Annotated in this window: 16 protein-coding genes and 1 pseudogene; 4 read left to right on the top strand and 13 right to left on the bottom strand. The window is 68.9% G+C overall.

From position 1 onward, the window contains the following. Positions 1–14 precede the first annotated feature (14 nt). From E5P3_RS04055 to E5P3_RS04105, 11 genes and pseudogenes are all read right to left on the bottom strand, one after another. Positions 15–845, bottom strand: coding sequence for a phosphoenolpyruvate hydrolase family protein (locus E5P3_RS04055; RefSeq protein WP_162584790.1), 831 nt, complete (start codon positions 843–845; stop codon positions 15–17). 5 nt (positions 846–850) lie between these two features. Next, positions 851–2,053: a Tm-1-like ATP-binding domain-containing protein gene (locus E5P3_RS04060; RefSeq protein WP_232073422.1), complete on the bottom strand. Its 1,203-nt coding sequence runs from the start codon at positions 2,051–2,053 to the stop codon at positions 851–853. Positions 2,054–2,632: 579 nt separating this feature from the next. Further along, positions 2,633–3,130 (bottom strand): annotated as a pseudogene (locus tag E5P3_RS36120) (ABC transporter ATP-binding protein); the annotation flags it as partial. Further along, positions 3,130–3,945 (bottom strand): ABC transporter ATP-binding protein, encoded by an 816-nt coding sequence (locus tag E5P3_RS04070; RefSeq protein WP_162584792.1) that lies wholly within the window; start codon positions 3,943–3,945, stop codon positions 3,130–3,132. The pseudogene E5P3_RS36120 and the gene E5P3_RS04070, both read right to left, overlap by 1 nt. Before the next feature lie 22 nt (positions 3,946–3,967). Further along, a complete protein-coding gene (locus E5P3_RS04075; RefSeq protein WP_162584793.1) occupies positions 3,968–5,221 on the bottom strand; it encodes an ABC transporter substrate-binding protein in 1,254 nt (417 codons plus the stop codon). Beyond that, the gene (locus E5P3_RS04080) at positions 5,218–6,366 is read right to left on the bottom strand and encodes a branched-chain amino acid ABC transporter permease (protein WP_197893936.1); all 1,149 of its coding nucleotides are present in this window, start codon (positions 6,364–6,366) and stop codon (positions 5,218–5,220) included. Before E5P3_RS04080 ends, E5P3_RS04075 begins: the two co-directional genes overlap by 4 nt. 40 nt (positions 6,367–6,406) lie before the next feature. Continuing rightward, positions 6,407–7,348, bottom strand: coding sequence for a branched-chain amino acid ABC transporter permease (locus E5P3_RS04085; protein WP_162584795.1), 942 nt, complete (start codon positions 7,346–7,348; stop codon positions 6,407–6,409). Between the two features lie 70 nt (positions 7,349–7,418). Then, the gene (locus E5P3_RS04090; RefSeq protein WP_162584796.1) at positions 7,419–8,702 is read right to left on the bottom strand and encodes a metal-dependent hydrolase family protein; all 1,284 of its coding nucleotides are present in this window, start codon (positions 8,700–8,702) and stop codon (positions 7,419–7,421) included. A 66-nt stretch (positions 8,703–8,768) separates the two neighbouring features. Beyond that, positions 8,769–10,058 (bottom strand): metal-dependent hydrolase family protein, encoded by a 1,290-nt coding sequence (locus E5P3_RS04095; protein ID WP_162584797.1) that lies wholly within the window; start codon positions 10,056–10,058, stop codon positions 8,769–8,771. Between the two features lie 4 nt (positions 10,059–10,062). Further along, complete coding sequence (locus E5P3_RS04100; protein ID WP_162584798.1) at positions 10,063–10,860, bottom strand: alpha/beta fold hydrolase; 798 nt, start codon at positions 10,858–10,860, stop codon at positions 10,063–10,065. Between the two features lie 12 nt (positions 10,861–10,872). Continuing rightward, positions 10,873–11,739: a fumarylacetoacetate hydrolase family protein gene (locus tag E5P3_RS04105; protein ID WP_162584799.1), complete on the bottom strand. Its 867-nt coding sequence runs from the start codon at positions 11,737–11,739 to the stop codon at positions 10,873–10,875. A 175-nt stretch (positions 11,740–11,914) separates the two neighbouring features. On the opposite strand from E5P3_RS04105, the gene E5P3_RS04110 reads away from it, so the two are divergent. Genes E5P3_RS04110 through E5P3_RS04120 form a run of 3 tightly spaced genes read left to right on the top strand, consistent with a single transcriptional unit; the run spans position 11,915 to position 13,895 of the window. Further along, entirely contained in the window at positions 11,915–12,625 is a 711-nt protein-coding gene (locus E5P3_RS04110; RefSeq protein ID WP_162584800.1) for a TetR/AcrR family transcriptional regulator, read from the top strand. Positions 12,626–12,660: 35 nt separating this feature from the next. Beyond that, the gene (locus tag E5P3_RS04115; protein WP_162584801.1) at positions 12,661–13,596 is read left to right on the top strand and encodes an alpha/beta hydrolase; all 936 of its coding nucleotides are present in this window, start codon (positions 12,661–12,663) and stop codon (positions 13,594–13,596) included. Next, the gene (locus E5P3_RS04120; protein WP_162584802.1) at positions 13,593–13,895 is read left to right on the top strand and encodes a hypothetical protein; all 303 of its coding nucleotides are present in this window, start codon (positions 13,593–13,595) and stop codon (positions 13,893–13,895) included. Before E5P3_RS04115 ends, E5P3_RS04120 begins: the two co-directional genes overlap by 4 nt. 114 nt (positions 13,896–14,009) lie before the next feature. Here the strand turns inward: E5P3_RS04120 and E5P3_RS04125 are convergent, their stop codons facing one another. Both E5P3_RS04125 and E5P3_RS04130 read right to left on the bottom strand, forming a co-directional pair. Next, positions 14,010–15,137 carry a sensor histidine kinase gene (locus tag E5P3_RS04125; protein WP_162584803.1) on the bottom strand — a complete coding sequence of 376 codons (1,128 nt, stop codon included), beginning with the start codon at positions 15,135–15,137 and terminating at the stop codon, positions 14,010–14,012. Between the two features lie 37 nt (positions 15,138–15,174). After that, the gene (locus E5P3_RS04130) at positions 15,175–15,333 is read right to left on the bottom strand and encodes a DUF3309 family protein (RefSeq protein ID WP_162584804.1); all 159 of its coding nucleotides are present in this window, start codon (positions 15,331–15,333) and stop codon (positions 15,175–15,177) included. 480 nt (positions 15,334–15,813) lie between these two features. On the opposite strand from E5P3_RS04130, the gene E5P3_RS04135 reads away from it, so the two are divergent. Then, positions 15,814–16,836: an alpha/beta fold hydrolase gene (locus E5P3_RS04135; protein WP_162584805.1), complete on the top strand. Its 1,023-nt coding sequence runs from the start codon at positions 15,814–15,816 to the stop codon at positions 16,834–16,836. Positions 16,837–16,840: the final 4 nt, after the last annotated feature.

The raw sequence follows: 16,840 nt of genomic DNA on the forward strand, positions 1-16,840 counted from the left end.
GAGGTCTCCTCTGTTTATCGCGTGATCTGGACGAAGCGGCGCGTGGTCTCCATCAGCGCCGTTTCGGTGGGCAGCCGCTCCATCGAGCTGGCGCCGTAGAAGCCGTGGCACGCGGGGCAGCGGGCGAGCACATGCCGCGCGTCATCGGGCGTGGCGATGGGGCCGCCGTGGCACAGCACGATGGCTTGCGGGTTCACCGCATGCGCCGCCGCCGCCCAGGCGTTGATGCGGCCCACGCAGTCGTCCAGCGTGAGCGCCGTCTCCGCGCCGATCGCTCCGCCGGTGGTGAGGCCCAGGTGGCACACGATGATGTCCGCGCCGGCCGCGGCCATGGCGTGCGCATCGGCCTCGCTGAACACGTAGGGCGTGGTCAGCAGGTTCATCGCGTGGGCGCGCGCGATCAGCTCGACCTCCAGCGCGTACCCCATGCCGGTTTCCTCGAGGTTGGCGCGAAAGGTGCCGTCGATCAGCCCCACCGTGGGAAAGTTCTGCACGCCGGAGAAGCCCAGCGATATCAGCCTCCGCAGGAACTCCTCCGGGATCATGAAGGGGTCGGTGCCGTTGACGCCCGCCAGCACCGGCGTGTGCTTCACCACCGGCAGCACCTCGTGCGCCATCTCGCAGACGATCTCGTTGGCGTTGCCGTAGGCGAGCAGGCCCGCCAGCGAGCCGCGGCCGGCCATGCGGTAGCGGCCCGAGTTGTAGATCACGATCAGGTCGATGCCGCCGGCCTCCTCGCACTTGGCCGAGAGGCCCGTGCCGGCGCCGCCGCCGATGATCGGCCGGCCGTCGGCAATCTTCGCGTGGAAGCGTTCGAGCAGCGTGGATCGGGCGATGCGGGGCATGGTCGTCAGGCGCGTCGCGCGCGGGTGGGGGTCATGGACAGCTCCTGCCAGGCCGCCACCAGCGCATCGGCGAAGGCCTCGTCGTTGATGTGCAGGGGCAGGCGCTGCAGCTTGCGATCCGCTCCCGCCCGGAACGATTGCTCGATGGCGGCGAACAGCGCCCGGTCGGCCTCGGGGTCGTGGAAGGGCTGCCCTGGGCGGTCGATCGCCGACACGCCGCCCTCCGGAATCAGGAAGCGCAGCGGCCCGCGCATGGCGTTGAGCTTGGCGGCGATGAACGCGCCGATCGCGCGGCACTCCTCGGGCGTGGTGCGCATCAGCGTGACGGTGGGGTTGTGGCGGTACAGCTTGCGGGCCCTGTAGCGCTCCGGCACCGTGTCCCAGGCGCCGAAGTTCACCATGTCGAGTGCGCCGCAGGAGCCCACGTAGGGCACGGCGTGGCGCGCGAACACGTCCATGCGCGTGGGCCCGGCGGAGAGCACGCCGCCTGCGATCTCGTCGGCGATCTCGGTGGTCGTCACGTCGATCACGCCCGCGAGCAGGCCCGAATCCACCAGCTTCTCCATCGACTGGCCGCCGACGCCGGTGGCATGGAAGATCAGGCAGTCCCAGGCCTCCCCGAGGCGCTTGGCGACGGCCTGCACGCAGGGCGTGGTCACGCCGAACATGGTGAGGCCGAGCGCCGGCTTGCTGTCGGCCGAAACGGTGGGCGGATGCGCGATCATCCCCGCCAGCGCATGCGCCGCATTGGCCAGCACGCGCTCGCTGATGCGATGGATGCCCTGCACGTCGGTGACGGAATACATCATGCAGATGTCGCTCGGCCCCACGTAGGGCCGCGTGTCGCCGCTGGCCATGGTCGAGACCATCACCTTCGGCACGCCGATCGGCAACGCGCGCATGCCCTGCGTGGCCATCGAGGTGTTGCCCGAGCCGCCGGCGGAGATGATCCCGCCGAGGTCGCGCCGCGTGCCCACGAAAGCCTCGAACGCCTGCGCCATGGCGGTTGTCGCGCTGCCGCGGTCGCCGCTGAAGACGGCCGCCTCGCCCTGCGGGTGGTGGCGCGCCACCTCGCGCGGGTGCACGCTGGCCGGCGAGGTCTTGCCGGAAGTCGAGAGGTCCACGGTGACCACCCGCAGGCCCAGCCGCTCGAGGCATTGGCGCAGGAAGAAGAGCTCGCGGGCCTTGGTGTCGAAGGTACCGGCGATGTAGGCGGCGCGGGTGCTGCCGGCGGCAACGGGAAAATCGAAGAGCTGTCCGGCGGGGCGGGCGCCGTGCGCATCCGCCGGCGCGGTGCTCCCAATCGCGCTTGCGGGAGCGGGCTGGGGCGAGGGCGCGACCGTTGGCCCCGCGCGCACGATGTCCACCACCGGCGCTGCCGCGCCGCCCGCATTCCAGCGCGTGAAGCCGCGCACCCTGCCCGGCGCGACGTCGTCGAGCGAGGGAGCGCCTTCGCCGTGCGCGCGGCGCACCGTGTAGACCTGCACCGGCGCGGGACCGCCGGCCTCTGCCTCCGGTCCCGGCTTGGCGGCTTCCTCGTCATGCCCGTTCGAGCGCACGCCCAGCAAGCGCTCCTGCAGCTCGCGGTCGCTGGCCAGCTGCGCGGCCGGCATCTGCTGCGTGATGCGTCCGTTGACCATGACCCCGATGCGGTCGGCCACCGAGATCGCGACGCCCAGGTTCTGCTCGATCAGCAGCACCGAGATGCGGCCCTCTGCCGCGAGCTCGCGCAGCGCCTCTGCCACCTGTTCCACGATCACCGGCGCCAGGCCCTCGGTAGGCTCGTCCATCACCAGCAGCCGGGGGTTCAGCAGCAGCGCACGCCCGATCGCCAGCATCTGCTGCTCGCCGCCCGAGAGCTGCGCGCCGCCGTGGCCGCGGCGCTCGGCCAGGCGCGGGAACATGGCGTAGATGCGCTCGACCTCGCGCCGGTGGGTGGCCACGAGCCGCAAGGTCTCGTCGACCGACAGCGAGGCCCAGACGCGCCGGCCCTGCGGCACGTAGGCGATGCCGCGCTTCGTGATCTCGTTCGGCTTGAGGCCCAGGATCTGTTCGCCCGCCAGCCGGATGCTGCCGCGGGCCGGCACCAGGCCGGTGATGGCGTTGCACAGCGTGGTCTTGCCCATGCCGTTGCGGCCCACGATGCCGAGCACGCCGCGCTCCAGCGCCAGGCTCACGCCCTGCAGCGCGTGGGCGCGGCCGTAGAACACATCCAGCGCTTCGATCGCCAGCACCGGTGCGGTGCTGCTCGCCGGTTTGTCGGGGGTGCTGCCGAACCAGGCCATCAGTGCCGGCTCCCCATGTAGATGGCCTGCACCTCGGCATCGTTCTCGATCTCCTCGGGGCTCCCGGTGCGCAGCGTGCGGCCGTTGTGCATCACCGTGACCTTCTCGGTCACGCGCAAGGCGATGTCGAGGTCGTGCTCGATCAGGACGAAGCTCATGTGCGCCGGCAGCGAGCGCAGCAGCGCCACCAGCTCGCGCCGCTCGGCCGGCGAGAGGCCGGCGGCCGGCTCGTCGAACAGGATCAGGCGCGGCGCCCCCGCCAGCGCCATGCCGATCTCGAGCTGGCGCTGCTGGCCATGGGCCAGGTTGGCCACGCGTTCATCGGCCAGATGGGCCAGCCGCGTGCGCTCCAGCAGATCCTGCGCCGCGAGCGTGGAGGCATGCCCCCGACCGGCCCGCAGGAGGCCGAAGCGGCCGCTCGCGACGCCGCGCACCGCGAGGAAGAGGTTGTCGCGCACCGTCAGTTCGCGGAACAGCAGGGACGATTGATAGGTGCGCCGCAGCCCCTTGCGGATGCGCTCGAAGGGAGGCAGCGCGGTGATGTCCTCGCCGAAGAAATGGATGCGGCCGGCGGTGGGCGGGAAGTCGCCGGTGATGGCGTTGAAGAGTGTGGTCTTGCCCGCGCCGTTGGAGCCGAGGATCGCGTACTTCTGGCCGGCCGCGACGGTGAGCGACACATCGTCGACCGCGCGCAGTGCGCCGAAGGCGCGCGTCACCCCCGCCAGGCGCAGCGCATCGCCCGACAGCAGCTGCGCGCCGCCGCCGCTGCCGCTGCTGCGCGGCACAGGCGGCCGCAGGGAAGTGATCGTGGCCATCGTGCCGCGCGCTTTCTCGCCCCTACTTGCGGCAGTCCGGGACGTCGCGCGTGCCCAGGCCCATCTTCTTGAACTCCGCTTCGGGCAAGCCCAGCGTCTGCGAGATGTCGGGGACCGACTTCACCACCTTGTTGTAGAAGGAGCCGTCCGGCGCCTTCGTCACCTCGGTGATGTAGGTGGTGCCGACGCCGTTGCGGTTGGCATCGATCTTCACCGGGCCGGCCGGGCCCTTGAAGTTCGTCTTCTGCAGCGCGTCCCGGTACGCCTTCTGCCCGCCGGAAAGATCGCCCTTGACCGCATCGAGCGCATCGAGTGCGGCCTTGGTGTTGATGTAGTAAAGGTACGCGAACAGCGACGGGCTGGGGAAGCCGTCCTTGAAGTTGGCCTTGTAGTCGGCCACGAACTTCTTCCACTCGGGCGTGTCGATCGAATCGGCCATCGGGCCCGCGGAGGCGGTGCCCAGCAAGGACTCGCGGCGCTTGCCCTTGAAGTTGAGCACCGTCTGGTCCACCGTGATGGAGCCGCCGATCATCGGCTTGTCGCCGCCGGCCTGCTCGTACTGCGTGAGGAAGTTCACCGCGTCCGAGCCGCCCAGCACCACCACCAGCGCGTCCACGTCCTTCGGGATCTTGGCGATCACCGAGGCATAGTCCTTGGTGCCGAGCGGCACCCAGGCCTTGTCCACCACCTTGCCGCCCTTGGCGCAATAGCTGGCCATGAAGCCCTGCACCTGCGAATAGGGGAAGCCGTAGTCCTCCGCGATCAGGAAGGTCTTCTTGTAGCCCTTGGACAGCGCGTGCTCGCCCAGGCCCACCATCCACTGCGCGCCCTCGGTGTTGAAGCGGTAGAAGTTGGGCGCCGGGTCGGTCAGCGTCGCCGCCTGCGCGCCGGAGGAGCCGTTGATGAAGGTGATGTTGGGCTGCGTCTTGGCGTAGTTCTTGACCGCGATGCCTTCGTCACCCGACAGCGGGCCGATCATGACCTGCACCTTGTCCTGCTCCACCGCCTTGCGCGTGGCGTTGACCGCCTTGTCGGGCGTGGCGTCGGAGGACACCTTGACGAACTCGATCTTCTTGCCGCCGGCCATGCCGTTCTTCTGCTTGAGCGCAAGCTCCGCGCCGCGCATGCCGTCCTGGCCCGGTGCCGCGAAGGGGCCTTCCAGCGAGGCCAGCAGGCCGACCTTGAGGGTCTCCTGCGCCTGCGCCAGGCCGACCGCCGCGATCAAGGCCGCGGCGCCGACGAGGCTGCGTCCGAACACTCTTCTGCTTGTCTTCATGTCTCGCTCCTGGTTGTCATTGATGAACGAATACGGCCGAGGCCGCGGGCGGTGAACGGGCCGCCTAGGCGCGTGCGCAGGCTCTGCCACAAACCCAGCAGCCCATCGGGGGAGAACAGGACGATGGCGAGGAACACGCCGCCGATGACGAGGTTGAAGCGCTCGCGGTCGACCAGGTCGATCGCGAAGTTCTGCAGGAGCACGAACACGATCGCGCCGACGAAGGCGCCGATCGGGTGCTTCATGCCGCCGAGCACGGCGATGATGAGGATGTTGATCATCGCGCCGGTGCCGACCGTGCCGGGCGAGATGCGGCCGTTGTACCAGACCATCAGCACGCCGCCGACTGCCGCGAGGAATCCCGCCACGGCATAGGCGGCGACCCGGTGCGCGGTCACGTCGTAGCCGAGCGCCGACATGCGGCGCGGGTTGTCGCGGATGCCTTGGAGCGCCACGCCGAAGGGAGCGCGCACCAGGTACTTGACGAAGAAGTAGCCGCCGAGCGCGCACGCCAGCGCCAGGAAGTAGAAGGGCAGGGGCTCGCGCAGGTCGAGCTCGAAGAGCGTCGGCGCCGCGATGCGGCTGAAGCCCTGGAAGCCGTTGAAGAGCGTGTAGTTCTGCTGAGCCAAGTAGAAGAAGGCCACGCCGACCGCCAGCGTGATCATGATGGTGTAGATGCCCTCTGTGCGCACCGAGAGCCAGCCCACCGCCGCGGCGAACAGCGTGGCGAGCGCGACGGCGATCCCCAGCGCCAGCCACCAGGGCCAGCCCAGGCTGATCGCGACGTTGCTGCTGGTGCCGAAGATGGCCAGCATGTAGGCCGCGAAACCCGCCACCGTCATCTGCGCCAGCGACACCATGCCGCCATAGCCGCCGAGGAAGGTGAGCGAGAGCGCGATCAGGCCGAGCGCGAGCGATTGCGCGCCGATCTGGAAAGTGAAGAAGGGCGAGGCGAAGAAGGGGTAGGCGAGGACGAAGGCCATGACGATGACATGGCGCGGGCGGATCGCGCCCAGCACATCGCGCAGCCGCTGCGCCCAGCCTGCGCCGGTCGGCACGGCGACCGCGCCTGGTGCCGGGGCCGGCCGCAGCGGCGCCGTGCCGGACGGCCGCCGCGCCGCGCTCGCCGCCGCCGAGGAATTCATCGCCCGTCGCCATTGAGCGGCGCTCATGGTGCCCCCACGCTCATGATGCCTTCCCCATCAGCCCGCGCGGCTTGAAGGCCAGCGCGACGACCATGATCACGAAGGTAAAGACCACGCTGTAGGTCGGCGCGTAGGCCTGGCCGAACTGCTCGGCGAGCCCGATCAGCAACGCGCCGATCGCGGCGCCCACCACGCTGCCCATGCCGCCCACGATCACGACCACCAGCGAGGCCAGCAGGTAGCGCGTGTCCTCGCCCGGCGAGATCGACAGTGCCGTGCCGCCGACCACGCCGGCGAGGCCGGCGAGGCCGGCACCGATCGCGAAGGTCAGGGCAAATACGCGCTGCACGTTGACCCCCGAGGCCGCGAGCATGCCGCGGTCGTCCACGCCGGCGCGGATCATCATGCCGATGCGGGTGCGCGCCAGCAGCAGCCACAGGCCGACGCCGATCAGGATCGAGGCGAGCAGCACGAACAGGCGATAGGTCGGAAACTTGTCGACCAGCGGCAGCGTGGTCGAGCCGTAGATCCAGGCCGGCGGGTCGAAGGTGTAGATCTCGGCACCCCAGATCCACAGCGCGACGTCGGCCAGCACGATCGAAAGGCCGATGGTCACCAGCGTCTGCCGCAGGTCCTGCCCCTGCATGTGGCGGAACACCAGCAGCTGCATGAGCAGGCCCAGCACCGCGGCCGACAGGAAGCCAGCGAACACGGCCAGCACCCAGGAGCCGGTGCGCTCGCCCACCATCCAGCCGACGTAGGCGCCGATCAGGTAGAGCGAGCCGTGCGCCAGGTTGACGTTGCGCATCAGCCCGAAGACCAGGGTGAAGCCGCTGGCGACCAGGAAGTAGAGGGAAGCCAGCGTCAGGCCGTTGAGCAGGGTCTTGAAGAAAAGCGGCGAGTTGTCGGCGACGGCCCAGGCCGCGAACACCGCGACGGGCAGGCCGAACAGCAGCCACGGGATCCAGCGCGACTTCTTCATGGAGTACCTTCGCCTTCGGCTGCGGTGCCGTGCTCCACCACGCCACAGCAGCGGGTTGACACAGGATGTCTCATGCGGCGCGCTCCCAGGTCCGCTGCGAGGCGACTTCCGGCGCCTTGGCGAACTCGCCGTCCTTCATCACCGCCAGGATGCGCTTCGGGTCGCGCAGGATCGCCAGGTTGGCCAGCGGGTCGCCGTCGACCAGCAGCAGGTCCGCGAGGTAGCCGTCCTGGATGGTGCCGAGCTCGTCGCCGCGCTTCATGATCTGGCCGCCGTAGAGCGTGGCGCAGCGGATCGCCTCCATCGGCGTGAAACCCAGGTAGCGCACGAAGAACTCCAGGTCGCGCGCGTTCTGGCAGTGCGGCGTGAAGGCGAAGCCGTAGTCGCCCCCGGGCAGGATGCGCACGCCGCGCCGGTGCATGGCCTTGAGCGATTCGAGCGCCGCATCCCATTCGACCTGGTAGCCCATCGCCACCGCCTTGTCGTGGGTGATCCCGAAGGGCTCGGCCTCGTGCAGCATGGCGTACAGGATGGCGATGCCGGGGGCGACGAAGATGCGGTCCTTCGCCGCCTCCAGCATGTCCAGCGTCTCCTCGTCGGTGAAGCTGGCGTGGTAGATCACCTCGATGCCGTGGCGCAGTGCCTGCTTGACGGACGCGGCCGAGCGCGCATGCGCGGTGCCGCGCTTGCCGCGCACGCGGACCTCCTCCATCGCGGCGGCCACCTCGGCGTCGCTCATCCAGGTGGTGTCGGCCGGCGAGTCGGGCGTGAAGTTGTCGCCCGAGAGGTTGAGCTTGATCGAATCGACGCCGTACTTGAGGAACATGCGCACGACCTTGCGCATCTCGTCCGCGCAGTTCACGTTGACGCCGAAGCTGAACTCGGGGAAGGGCAGGTGCGGCAAGGTCTCGTCGCCCAGGCCGCCCGGCACGGTGATCTCCTGGCTCGCCGCCAGGTAGCGCGGGCCGGGGATCTGGCCGGCGTTGATGGCATTGCGGATCACCACGTCCAGCCGCGGCTTGGCGCAGGCGGCCCCGACGCAGGAGGTGAAGCCGGCCTCCAGGTATCGCCTGGCGACCTTTGCGCACCACAGGACGTGTTCCTCCAGCGGCATGCGCTGGATCGCCGACAGCGTGGCCGCGTCGTTCCAGGAGAAATGCGTATGGGCCTCGCACATCCCGGGCATCAGCGTGGCGCCGGCGCCGTCGACCACCATGGCGCCGCCGGGTGCGATCGGGGCTGTGCTGCGGCCCACCTGGCGGATGCGGTTGCCGCGGACCAGCACGCTGCCGGTGTAGGGGTTCTGGCCCGTACCGTCGAGGATACGGACGTTGGTGAAGACGACATCGCTCATGTGCTTCTCCCGTTTGACTCCCTGTCCCGGAGGGAGAGGGAACAAGACAGCGAACCCGGTGCCATCTCAAGCCGCCCAGCGCGTCATGTGCGCGCGCCGCACCGGCGGCGCACGGTGGAACTCGCCGTCCTTCATCACCGCCAGGATCCGGGCCTTGTCCTGCAGCACCGTGATGTCGGCCAGCGGATCGCCGTCGATCAGCAGCAGGTCGGCGAGATAGCCTTCGCGCACATAGCCCAGCACCTTGCCCATGCGCATCATCGGCGCGCCCCAGGCGGTGGCCGACAGCAACGCTTCCATGGTGCTCATGCCGACGTACTTGACGAAGTACTCCAGGTCCCTGGCGTTGGTCCCGTGCGGCGTCCATGCAAAGCCGTAGTCGCCGCCGGGCAGGATGCGGATGCCCCGCTTGCGCATCGCCCGCATGCTCTCGACGGCGGCCTCGAGCTCGCGGTGGTAGCCCATGCGCCGCGTCACCTCGGGCGTCAGTCCCCATTCGCTTGCGTGATGGCAGGTGTTGATCAGCCAGGCCAGGCCGGGCGCGATGAAGTGCTCGAACTTGTGCGCCTCGAGCATGTCCAGCGCCTCCTCGTCGGTGAAGCTGGCGTGGTAGATCACCTCGATCCCGTGCCTCACGCACTGCTTGATCGACCAGGTCGAGCGCGCATGCGCCGCCACCCGCTTGCCCCAGGCCTTGGCCTCCTGCACGCACACCGTGATCTCTTCCTCGGTGAACTGGCTCATCTCGCTGGACATGCCGGTGATGGACTCGCCCGAGAGATTGATCTTCAGCGAGTCCACGCCGTACTTGGCGAACATGCGCACGCAGCGGCGCATCTCCTCGGCGCCGCTGACCACGGCGCCGAAGGCGAACTCGGGCTGCGGCAGGTGCGGCTGGGTGGTGTCTCCCAAGCCGCCCGGCACGGTGATCTCCTGGCTGGCGGCCAGGTAGCGCGGGCCGATGATGGTCCCGTCGGCGATGGCGTTGCGGATGACCACGTCAAGCCGAGGCTTGGCCGCGGCGGCGCCCACGCAACTGGTCCAGCCCATGTCGAGATAGCGCTTCGCGACCTCGGCGCACCAGAGGATGTGCTCCTCCGGCGGCATGCGCTGGATGGCATCCAGGCTGGGCTGGTCGTTCCACGAGAAGTGCGTGTGCGCCTCCACCATGCCGGGCATGAGGAAGGCGCCGGCGCCGTCGATCGTCTGCGCGCCCATGACCGGCGCGGCGCGCTGCCCGTAGCCCGTCTTGACGACGCGTGCGATGCGGTTGCCCTGCACCAGCACGTCGCCGGTGAAGGGCGCCTCGCCGCCGCCGTCGAAGACACGGACATTGGTGAAGAGAACGTCCGCCATGGTTTCAGCTCCTCGCGTTCGCGGCCAGGAAGTCGCGCAGCTCGCGCTGGCATTCGTCGGGACGCTCGACCGGCGTCCAGTGGCCGCAACGCGACAGCACCACCACGCGCTTGCGCGCCGCGTTGTGCAGCCGGTCGGCCATGGCGCGCACCGACTGCGGCGGCGCCACGCCGTCCTCGTCGCCGGTGACCAGCAGCACCGGCGCCTCGATGCGCTCCACTGCCGCGGCCTGCGCGCCGGCCAGCGCCTCGCAGCTGCGCGCATAGGCCTCGCCTTCCTGCCGCATCAGGCTCTCGCGCACGAAGGCCACGGCGAGCGGCAGGCGCTGGCGCGTGTCGGCGGAGACCGCGGCCTGGAGCAACCCCTGCGTGATCTCGTGCATCCCGGCCGCGCCTTCGCGGGCCCTGGCGGCGCGCGCCTTCATCGCCGTGCGCGCGGCGTCCGGCGGCGCGATCAGCGGGCCGAAGAGGGCGACGCTCGCCGCCAGCTTGGGGTGCGCGGCCGCGATGTGCTGGCAGACGATGGTGCCCATCGAATGCCCCACCCAGTGGGCGCGCGCGACGCCGAGGCGATCGCAGATGCGCAGCAGCACTTCGACGTAGCGTTCGATCGAGAGCTCGCCCTCGGCCCGCTGCGAACGCCCGCTGCCCGGCAGGTCCACGCGCAGCACGCGGTGCCGCGCCAGCGCAGGCATCAGCGGCGTGAAGCTGTTGGAGCTGCCGCCGAGGCCGTGGACGCAGACCACGGCCGGGCCTTCGCCTTCCTCTTCCACCGCGACACGGTCGATCAGTTGGAATGACATCGTCGGGCCTGCCTACTCGAAGGGGTTCTCGATGACGCCCACGCCATCGATCTCGATGCGCACCACGTCGCCGGACTTCAGCCACTGCGGCGGTGTCTGCCCCATGCCAACGCCGGCCGGCGTGCCGGTGGCGATCACGTCGCCGGGGTGGAGCGTGATGCCGCGCGAGCAGGTCTCGATCAGCGTGGGGATGTCGAAGATCATGTCCCGGGTCTGGCCGTCCTGGCGCAGCGCGCCGTTGACCCAGCCGCGCACGCGCGTGGCGCGGCCGTCGAGTTCGTCGGCCGTCACGATCCACGGGCCCATGGGGCAGAAGCCGTCGAAGCTCTTGCCCAGCTCCCATTGCTGGTGGCGCATCTGCACGTCGCGCGCGGTCACGTCGTTGACCACCGTGTAGCCGAACACATGGTCCATCGCGCGCGACCGCGGGATGTCGCGCCCGCCGCTGCCGATGACCACCGCGAGCTCCGACTCGTAGTCGATCTGCACCGAGGTGGCGGGCGAGGGCAGGCGCACCACGTCGCGCGGACCGATCACGCATTCGCCCAGCTTGCCGAAGACGATGGGCCAGGGGTCGCTCTGCGGCATGGACTCGCGGAACACGGTGCCGGCGAGCTCGCTGGCATGCGCGCGGTAATTGCGACCGACGCAGAACAGGCTGCGCAGCGGGCGCGGCAGCGGCGCGCGCAGCGTGAGGACCTCGACCGGCAGCCGGGCGCCGGAAGGGGAGGGCAAGGGTTCGTCGCGCGCGAGCGCCTGGATCAGCGGCAGCACGCCGGCCGATGCGTCGCGCACGGCCAGCGGCGTGGCCTCGCGGCCGTCGGCCGAGACCATGCCCGCGTAGTCGCGGCCGCCCCAACTCCAGCTTGCCAGGCGCATCGCCGTTGTCTCCGTCTTGTCTCGAATGTCATGCGGGGCTCGCGCCGCGCCGCCTCGAGATCAGGGAATCGTGGTTTTTGAGACTTGCGTCTCAAATCGGGATCGGTGCATCATACGTGCCGAGCTCGGCACTCCACAAGCAAGGCAAAGCCCTTCCGCACTCCGTACAAACCCCATGACGCGACTGAAGCACAAGCTGAGCGAACCTCCGGTGCCGCCCGAGCGCGGCGTCAAGGCGGCGACCTTCAAGCTGCTGCTCGATACCGCCATGGACATCATCCGGCAGAGCGGCCATATCCCTTCGGTGGCGGAGGCGGCGGCGCGCTCGAAGGTCTCGCGCGCCACGGCGTATCGCTATTTCCCGAGCCGCAGCGCGCTGGTCACGGCTGTCATCGACAGCTCGCTGGGGCCGGTGCGCAGGCTGGCTTCCGACAACCCGAGCGGCCGCGAGCGGGTGCACGAGCTGTTCCTGCAGACCTTCCCGCGCTTCAAGGAATTCGAGGCCCAGCTGCGCGCCGCCGCCCAGCTCTCGCTCGAGCAGTGGGGGCTCGAGCGCGCCGGGCTGCTGGAGGAGGAGCCTTACCGGCGCGGCCATCGCGTGCGCATCCTCGAGCACGCGATCGAGCCGCTGGTGCCGCAGCTGCGGCCCGCCGTGCGCAAGCGGCTGCACCATGCCCTGTCGGTGGTGTACGGCATCGAGCCCTACGTGATCCTGAAGGACATATGGGGCCTCGGCGACCGCGAGGTCGAGCGCACCGCGCTGTGGATGGCCGATGCGCTGATCGATGCGGCGCTGCGCGAGTCCGAGCAGAAGCCCGCGTCCAGCGGCCGCCCGAAGCCGAACGGTGCACGGGTGCCGGCAGCGGCCGCTGCGAAGCGGCGCTGAATGCGGCCGAAGTTTCGCCGCAGCTGTGCCTGAACATGGCCGAAGTCATCCCACCCCCTGCCTGGTACGACGCGCAGTACAACAACCGCGCGCGCATTCCCGGGCATCCCGCGATCCTGCAGCACTGGGCCGAGGCCTCGGCCCGCGCCTATGCGCGCCCGGGCTGGGTGCTCGATCTCGCCTATGGGAACGACGCCAGCGAGCGCCTCGATGTGCTGCCTGCCGCTCGACCGGGCGCGCCCGTGCTGGTCTACATCCACGGCGGCTACTGGCGCGCGCTCGACAAGCGCGACCAGAGCTTCGTGGCGCCGCCCTTCGCCGACGCGGGCGCGATGGTCGTGCTGGCCAACTACGCGCTGTGCCCGGCGGTCGCGATCGAGCGCATCGTGCTGCAGCTGGTCCAGGCCGTGGCCTGGGTCTATCGGAACGCGCCCGGGCATGGCGGCGATCCCGCCCGCATCGTGGTTGCCGGCCATTCGGCGGGCGGGCACCTGGCAACGATGCTGCTGGCTTGCGACTGGAAAGGCGTGGCGCCTGACTTGCCCGGGGACTTGGTGAAGGCAGCGCTCTCGATCTCGGGCCTCTACGAGCTGGAGCCGCTGCGGCATGCGCCCTTCCTGGCAGGCGATATCGGCCTGACAGCGGCATCGGCCCTGCGGCTCAGCCCCGCCGCCATGCCCGCGCCGGAGCGCGGCGCACTGGTCACCGTGGTGGGCGGCGACGAGAGCGAGGAGTTCCTGCGGCAGGCCGACCTGATCGCGCAGGCCTGGGGGCCGGGCGTGGTGCGCGCGTCGGAGTGCGTCCCAGGGCGCAACCACATGGACGTGCTGCACGAACTCGCGGACCCGCGCTCGCGCACGCACCGGCGAGCCCTGCAACTGCTCGGCCTCGAATCGTGGGACGTGACTGCCAACGGCAGCAGCGCGCCGACCGCAAAGCTCGACGCGGAGACTCTTCTCGAAATCCGTTGACGCAGATCAAGAACGGCTGCTCAGCGTCGATGGCCGTCGATGTTCAAGCGCTCTCGCAGGCAGACAATGGTGTGCGGCGCCGAGCCGAAGGAGTTGCAATGACTACAGAAGAATCGATCCCCACGTTGGAAGAACGTATCTCCAAAGCTGTTGCCGACTGCGAGGCATGGAGGCAAACCGGGTTCAGCGAAAGCTACATGGAGGCGTACGACCTTGTAGAGGCGTTGCAGTTGCAACTGCGAAGACGTCTGCGGCTACCTGCCGCTGCCGCTGCCGCTGGTGATGGGCGAGACCGTTAGCGTCAGGCGGGTCGCGCGCCGGCGCGGTCTCCGTACCGGCGCGCACGGCGATCGGCTCGATGGCCAGCCACACCGCATCGATGCCGACCAACGCGGGCGCTCGCGCACTCCTTGCTAGCCAAGCGCCCTGCGCGGAAGTTTGATGGTGAACACACACCCTGTGCCAGGTTCGTCCCGGACGGTCAAGGAGCCTCCATCAGCCGCAACGCTTTGTCGCGCGATGGACAGACCAAGTCCCAACCCGCTCTTGTTCTCGCCGACCTGAACAAAGGGCTGGAAGATGCGTGAGGCAGCGCCTGGAGGAAGCCCTCCGCAGTGGTCCCTGACGTCGATCAGAACATGGTCTCCCTCGGCGTAGGCGCCAAGTGTGACCTCGGTGTGGGCGTGGGTGAACTTGAATGCGTTCTGCAGCAAGTTCACCAAGGCCGCGAGGAGACGCTCCCTGTTTCCGGAGATGCCCAGTGCGGCATCGACATCGAGGACCGAGAACGTGCAGCCCTTGGCACTCGCGTCGAGTGCAGCGGCATTCGCGGCCTCCGCGACGAACGATGCGACTGAAAACGCAGGCTCCCGCGGCGGCTCGACCGTGCCCCTCACCTGGGACAGCGACAGGTTGAGCAGGGCCGTCATCGAAGTCAGGCTCCTTTTCAACACGGCGCCGATTGCACCATTGAATGGAACCTTTCCCGCTTCCAGGGCGGCGAAGGCAAGCGTTGCGGTATGCAAGTAGTTCCGCAGCTCATGCACCAGGACGCCGAGGCGCTCGTTCTCCTCGGCGGTCTGCTGAAGTGCGACGTGCGCATCCCGCCAGGCGTCGAAGTCCGTGACCGCATCGGCGACGGCGTTGTCGAGGCAACGACTCAACGTGCGGAACTCTTTGACGGAGAAGGGGGCATCGCGCTCAACCGCGAGGTCTGTTATGGCTTGGCACAGCGCTCCGTAGTCATGCACCACCTGGTCAACGGAAAAGCCGAGCTCCAGGAGTTTCTTGCCGTGCGCAGCGGCGCCCTGGTCCATCTCGGACAAGGCGACTGAGTCACCGCCAGCGGCACCTGAAATCCTGGAACTCTCGTCGACCTCACCCATCTCCTGTGACGCCAGTGTTCTGATCAACTGGTCCAGGAACATCGGAATGCCATTGGCGAGTTGCGCGGCCGTCGCGGCTCGCCGGGGCCGCTGGGCGACCTTGGCCTTGCACCGCTCGATGAGCTCGTCCCGATTGTTATGGAGGAATCGATGCATGGAGGGGTCCACGTCGGCGAAGCCCAGCCAAGGCTTCCTAGATGCGTCCCAGCACCAAAAGCACGATCAGCACCAGCAGCACGAGACCGAGCACGCCGCTAGGCGCATAGCCCCAACTTCTGCTGTGGGGCCAAGTCGGAATGGCACCGATCAGCAAAAGAATTAGAACAATCAGCAGAATGGTGCCTAAGGTCATGATGTTCCCTTGAACGGTTTGAGACGAAACTGCAGGCCAGCGCCCGCCAGAACCAGTCTAGAAGGAAGGCGGAGGGCCATCGGTACGCTACCGCACACAAGGCGACCCAACGTTGACGTGGATCAAACGGGGGGGCCTTGAGCCGACCCTACAAGCACGAACGACCAAGGCCGGGACCGCCGCGCCCAGTGCGCCGCCGGCGTGGCAATCACGTTCGTCCCTGGATGCCAGCCGGCCGGTCTTCCCCTGTAGGCGAGTGTGTCCTGGCTTCGTCCTGCGACCTTCATTTGCAAACGGCGTGCGCCTTGATGAGCGTCTGCATTGAAATTTAGTGTTTGCGACGCCGGGCTCAGATACAGAGGCATACGCAAACCGCCCGCCGGGCCGTCTCCCCGCCGAACAATCGCGCCATCAGTTCGGCAAGCGCATGCGATCCGGCTGACAACCCCTACTCAATCAATTCAGATCCAGGAGATCTCAATGACCGCTTCGCAACAGTTGCCCCGTCGCTCGTTCCTCGGCAAGGCCGCGCTTGGCATCGCCGCCGCCCAGCTGGCTTCGGTCGTGCCTGCTTTCGCCCAATCCGCCGGCCCAGGCAGCGTCAAGCGCCTCGAGCCGCTCAAGAGCATCGAAGCCGGTGGCCTGCGCATCGGGTATGTCGAGGCAGGGCCGGCCGACGGTGCCCCGGTGATTCTTCTTCACGGCTGGCCCTACGACATCCACATGTTCGTCGACGTCGTACCGCTGCTGGCCGCCGCGGGCTTCCGGGTGGTCGTGCCGTATTTGCGCGGGTACGGCAGCACCCGCTTCCTGTCGGCCGACACGCCGCGCAACGGGCAGCAGTCGGCGGTCGCCGTCGACATCATCGCCCTGATGGATGCGTTGAAGATCCAGGTCGCCACTGTTGCCGGCTGCGATTGGGGCGCTCGTACGGCGTGCATCATGGCCGCGCTGTGGCCGGAGCGCGTGAAGGCGCTGGTCTCTGTCAGCGGCTACCTGATCGGCAGCCAGGAGGCCGGCAAGATCCCCTTGCCGCCGCAGGCCGAGTTGCAGTGGTGGTACCAGTACTACTTCGCGACCGAGCGCGGCCGCGCGGGCTACGAGAAGAACCGCAACGACTTCGCTAGGCTGATCTGGCAGCTCGCATCGCCGAAGTGGAACTTCGATGCGGCCACGTTCGAGCGCAGCGCCGTGGCGCTCGAGAACCCCGATCACGTTGCCATCACGGTCCACAACTACCGCTGGCGCCTCGGCCTGGCCGACGGCGAGGCGAAGTACCAGGCGCTCGAGAACCGGCTCGCCAAGGCGCCGGTGATCGGCGTGCCGACGATCACGCTCGAAGGCGATGCCAACGGCGCACCGCATCCGGACCCCAGCGCCTATGCGAAGAAGTTCTCGGGGCGCTACGAGCATCGGCTGGTCAGCGGCGGCATCGGCCACAACCTGCCGCAGGAAGCGCCCCAGGCCTTCGCGAAGGCCGTGATCGACGTGGCGCGCGGGTGAGCCC

Origin of the sequence: Variovorax sp. RA8 (genome assembly GCF_901827175.1) — a bacterium.
Lineage (GTDB): Bacteria > Pseudomonadota > Gammaproteobacteria > Burkholderiales > Burkholderiaceae_C > Variovorax.

Bases quoted from the DNA above. Each gene is read 5' to 3' on its own strand.
- E5P3_RS04055 (WP_162584790.1), bottom strand. From the start codon at position 845: ATGCCCCGCATCGCCCGATCCACGCTGCTCGAACGCTTCCACGCGAAG.
- E5P3_RS04070 (WP_162584792.1), bottom strand. From the start codon at position 3,945: ATGGCCACGATCACTTCCCTGCGGCCGCCTGTGCCGCGCAGCAGCGGC.
- E5P3_RS04075 (WP_162584793.1), bottom strand. From the start codon at position 5,221: ATGAAGACAAGCAGAAGAGTGTTCGGACGCAGCCTCGTCGGCGCCGCG.
- E5P3_RS04080 (WP_197893936.1), bottom strand. From the start codon at position 6,366: ATGAATTCCTCGGCGGCGGCGAGCGCGGCGCGGCGGCCGTCCGGCACG.
- E5P3_RS04085 (WP_162584795.1), bottom strand. From the start codon at position 7,348: ATGAAGAAGTCGCGCTGGATCCCGTGGCTGCTGTTCGGCCTGCCCGTC.
- E5P3_RS04090 (WP_162584796.1), bottom strand. From the start codon at position 8,702: ATGAGCGATGTCGTCTTCACCAACGTCCGTATCCTCGACGGTACGGGC.
- E5P3_RS04095 (WP_162584797.1), bottom strand. From the start codon at position 10,058: ATGGCGGACGTTCTCTTCACCAATGTCCGTGTCTTCGACGGCGGCGGC.
- E5P3_RS04100 (WP_162584798.1), bottom strand. From the start codon at position 10,860: ATGTCATTCCAACTGATCGACCGTGTCGCGGTGGAAGAGGAAGGCGAA.
- E5P3_RS04105 (WP_162584799.1), bottom strand. From the start codon at position 11,739: ATGCGCCTGGCAAGCTGGAGTTGGGGCGGCCGCGACTACGCGGGCATG.
- E5P3_RS04110 (WP_162584800.1), top strand. From the start codon at position 11,915: ATGACGCGACTGAAGCACAAGCTGAGCGAACCTCCGGTGCCGCCCGAG.
- E5P3_RS04115 (WP_162584801.1), top strand. From the start codon at position 12,661: ATGGCCGAAGTCATCCCACCCCCTGCCTGGTACGACGCGCAGTACAAC.
- E5P3_RS04125 (WP_162584803.1), bottom strand. From the start codon at position 15,137: ATGCATCGATTCCTCCATAACAATCGGGACGAGCTCATCGAGCGGTGC.
- E5P3_RS04130 (WP_162584804.1), bottom strand. From the start codon at position 15,333: ATGACCTTAGGCACCATTCTGCTGATTGTTCTAATTCTTTTGCTGATC.
- E5P3_RS04135 (WP_162584805.1), top strand. From the start codon at position 15,814: ATGACCGCTTCGCAACAGTTGCCCCGTCGCTCGTTCCTCGGCAAGGCC.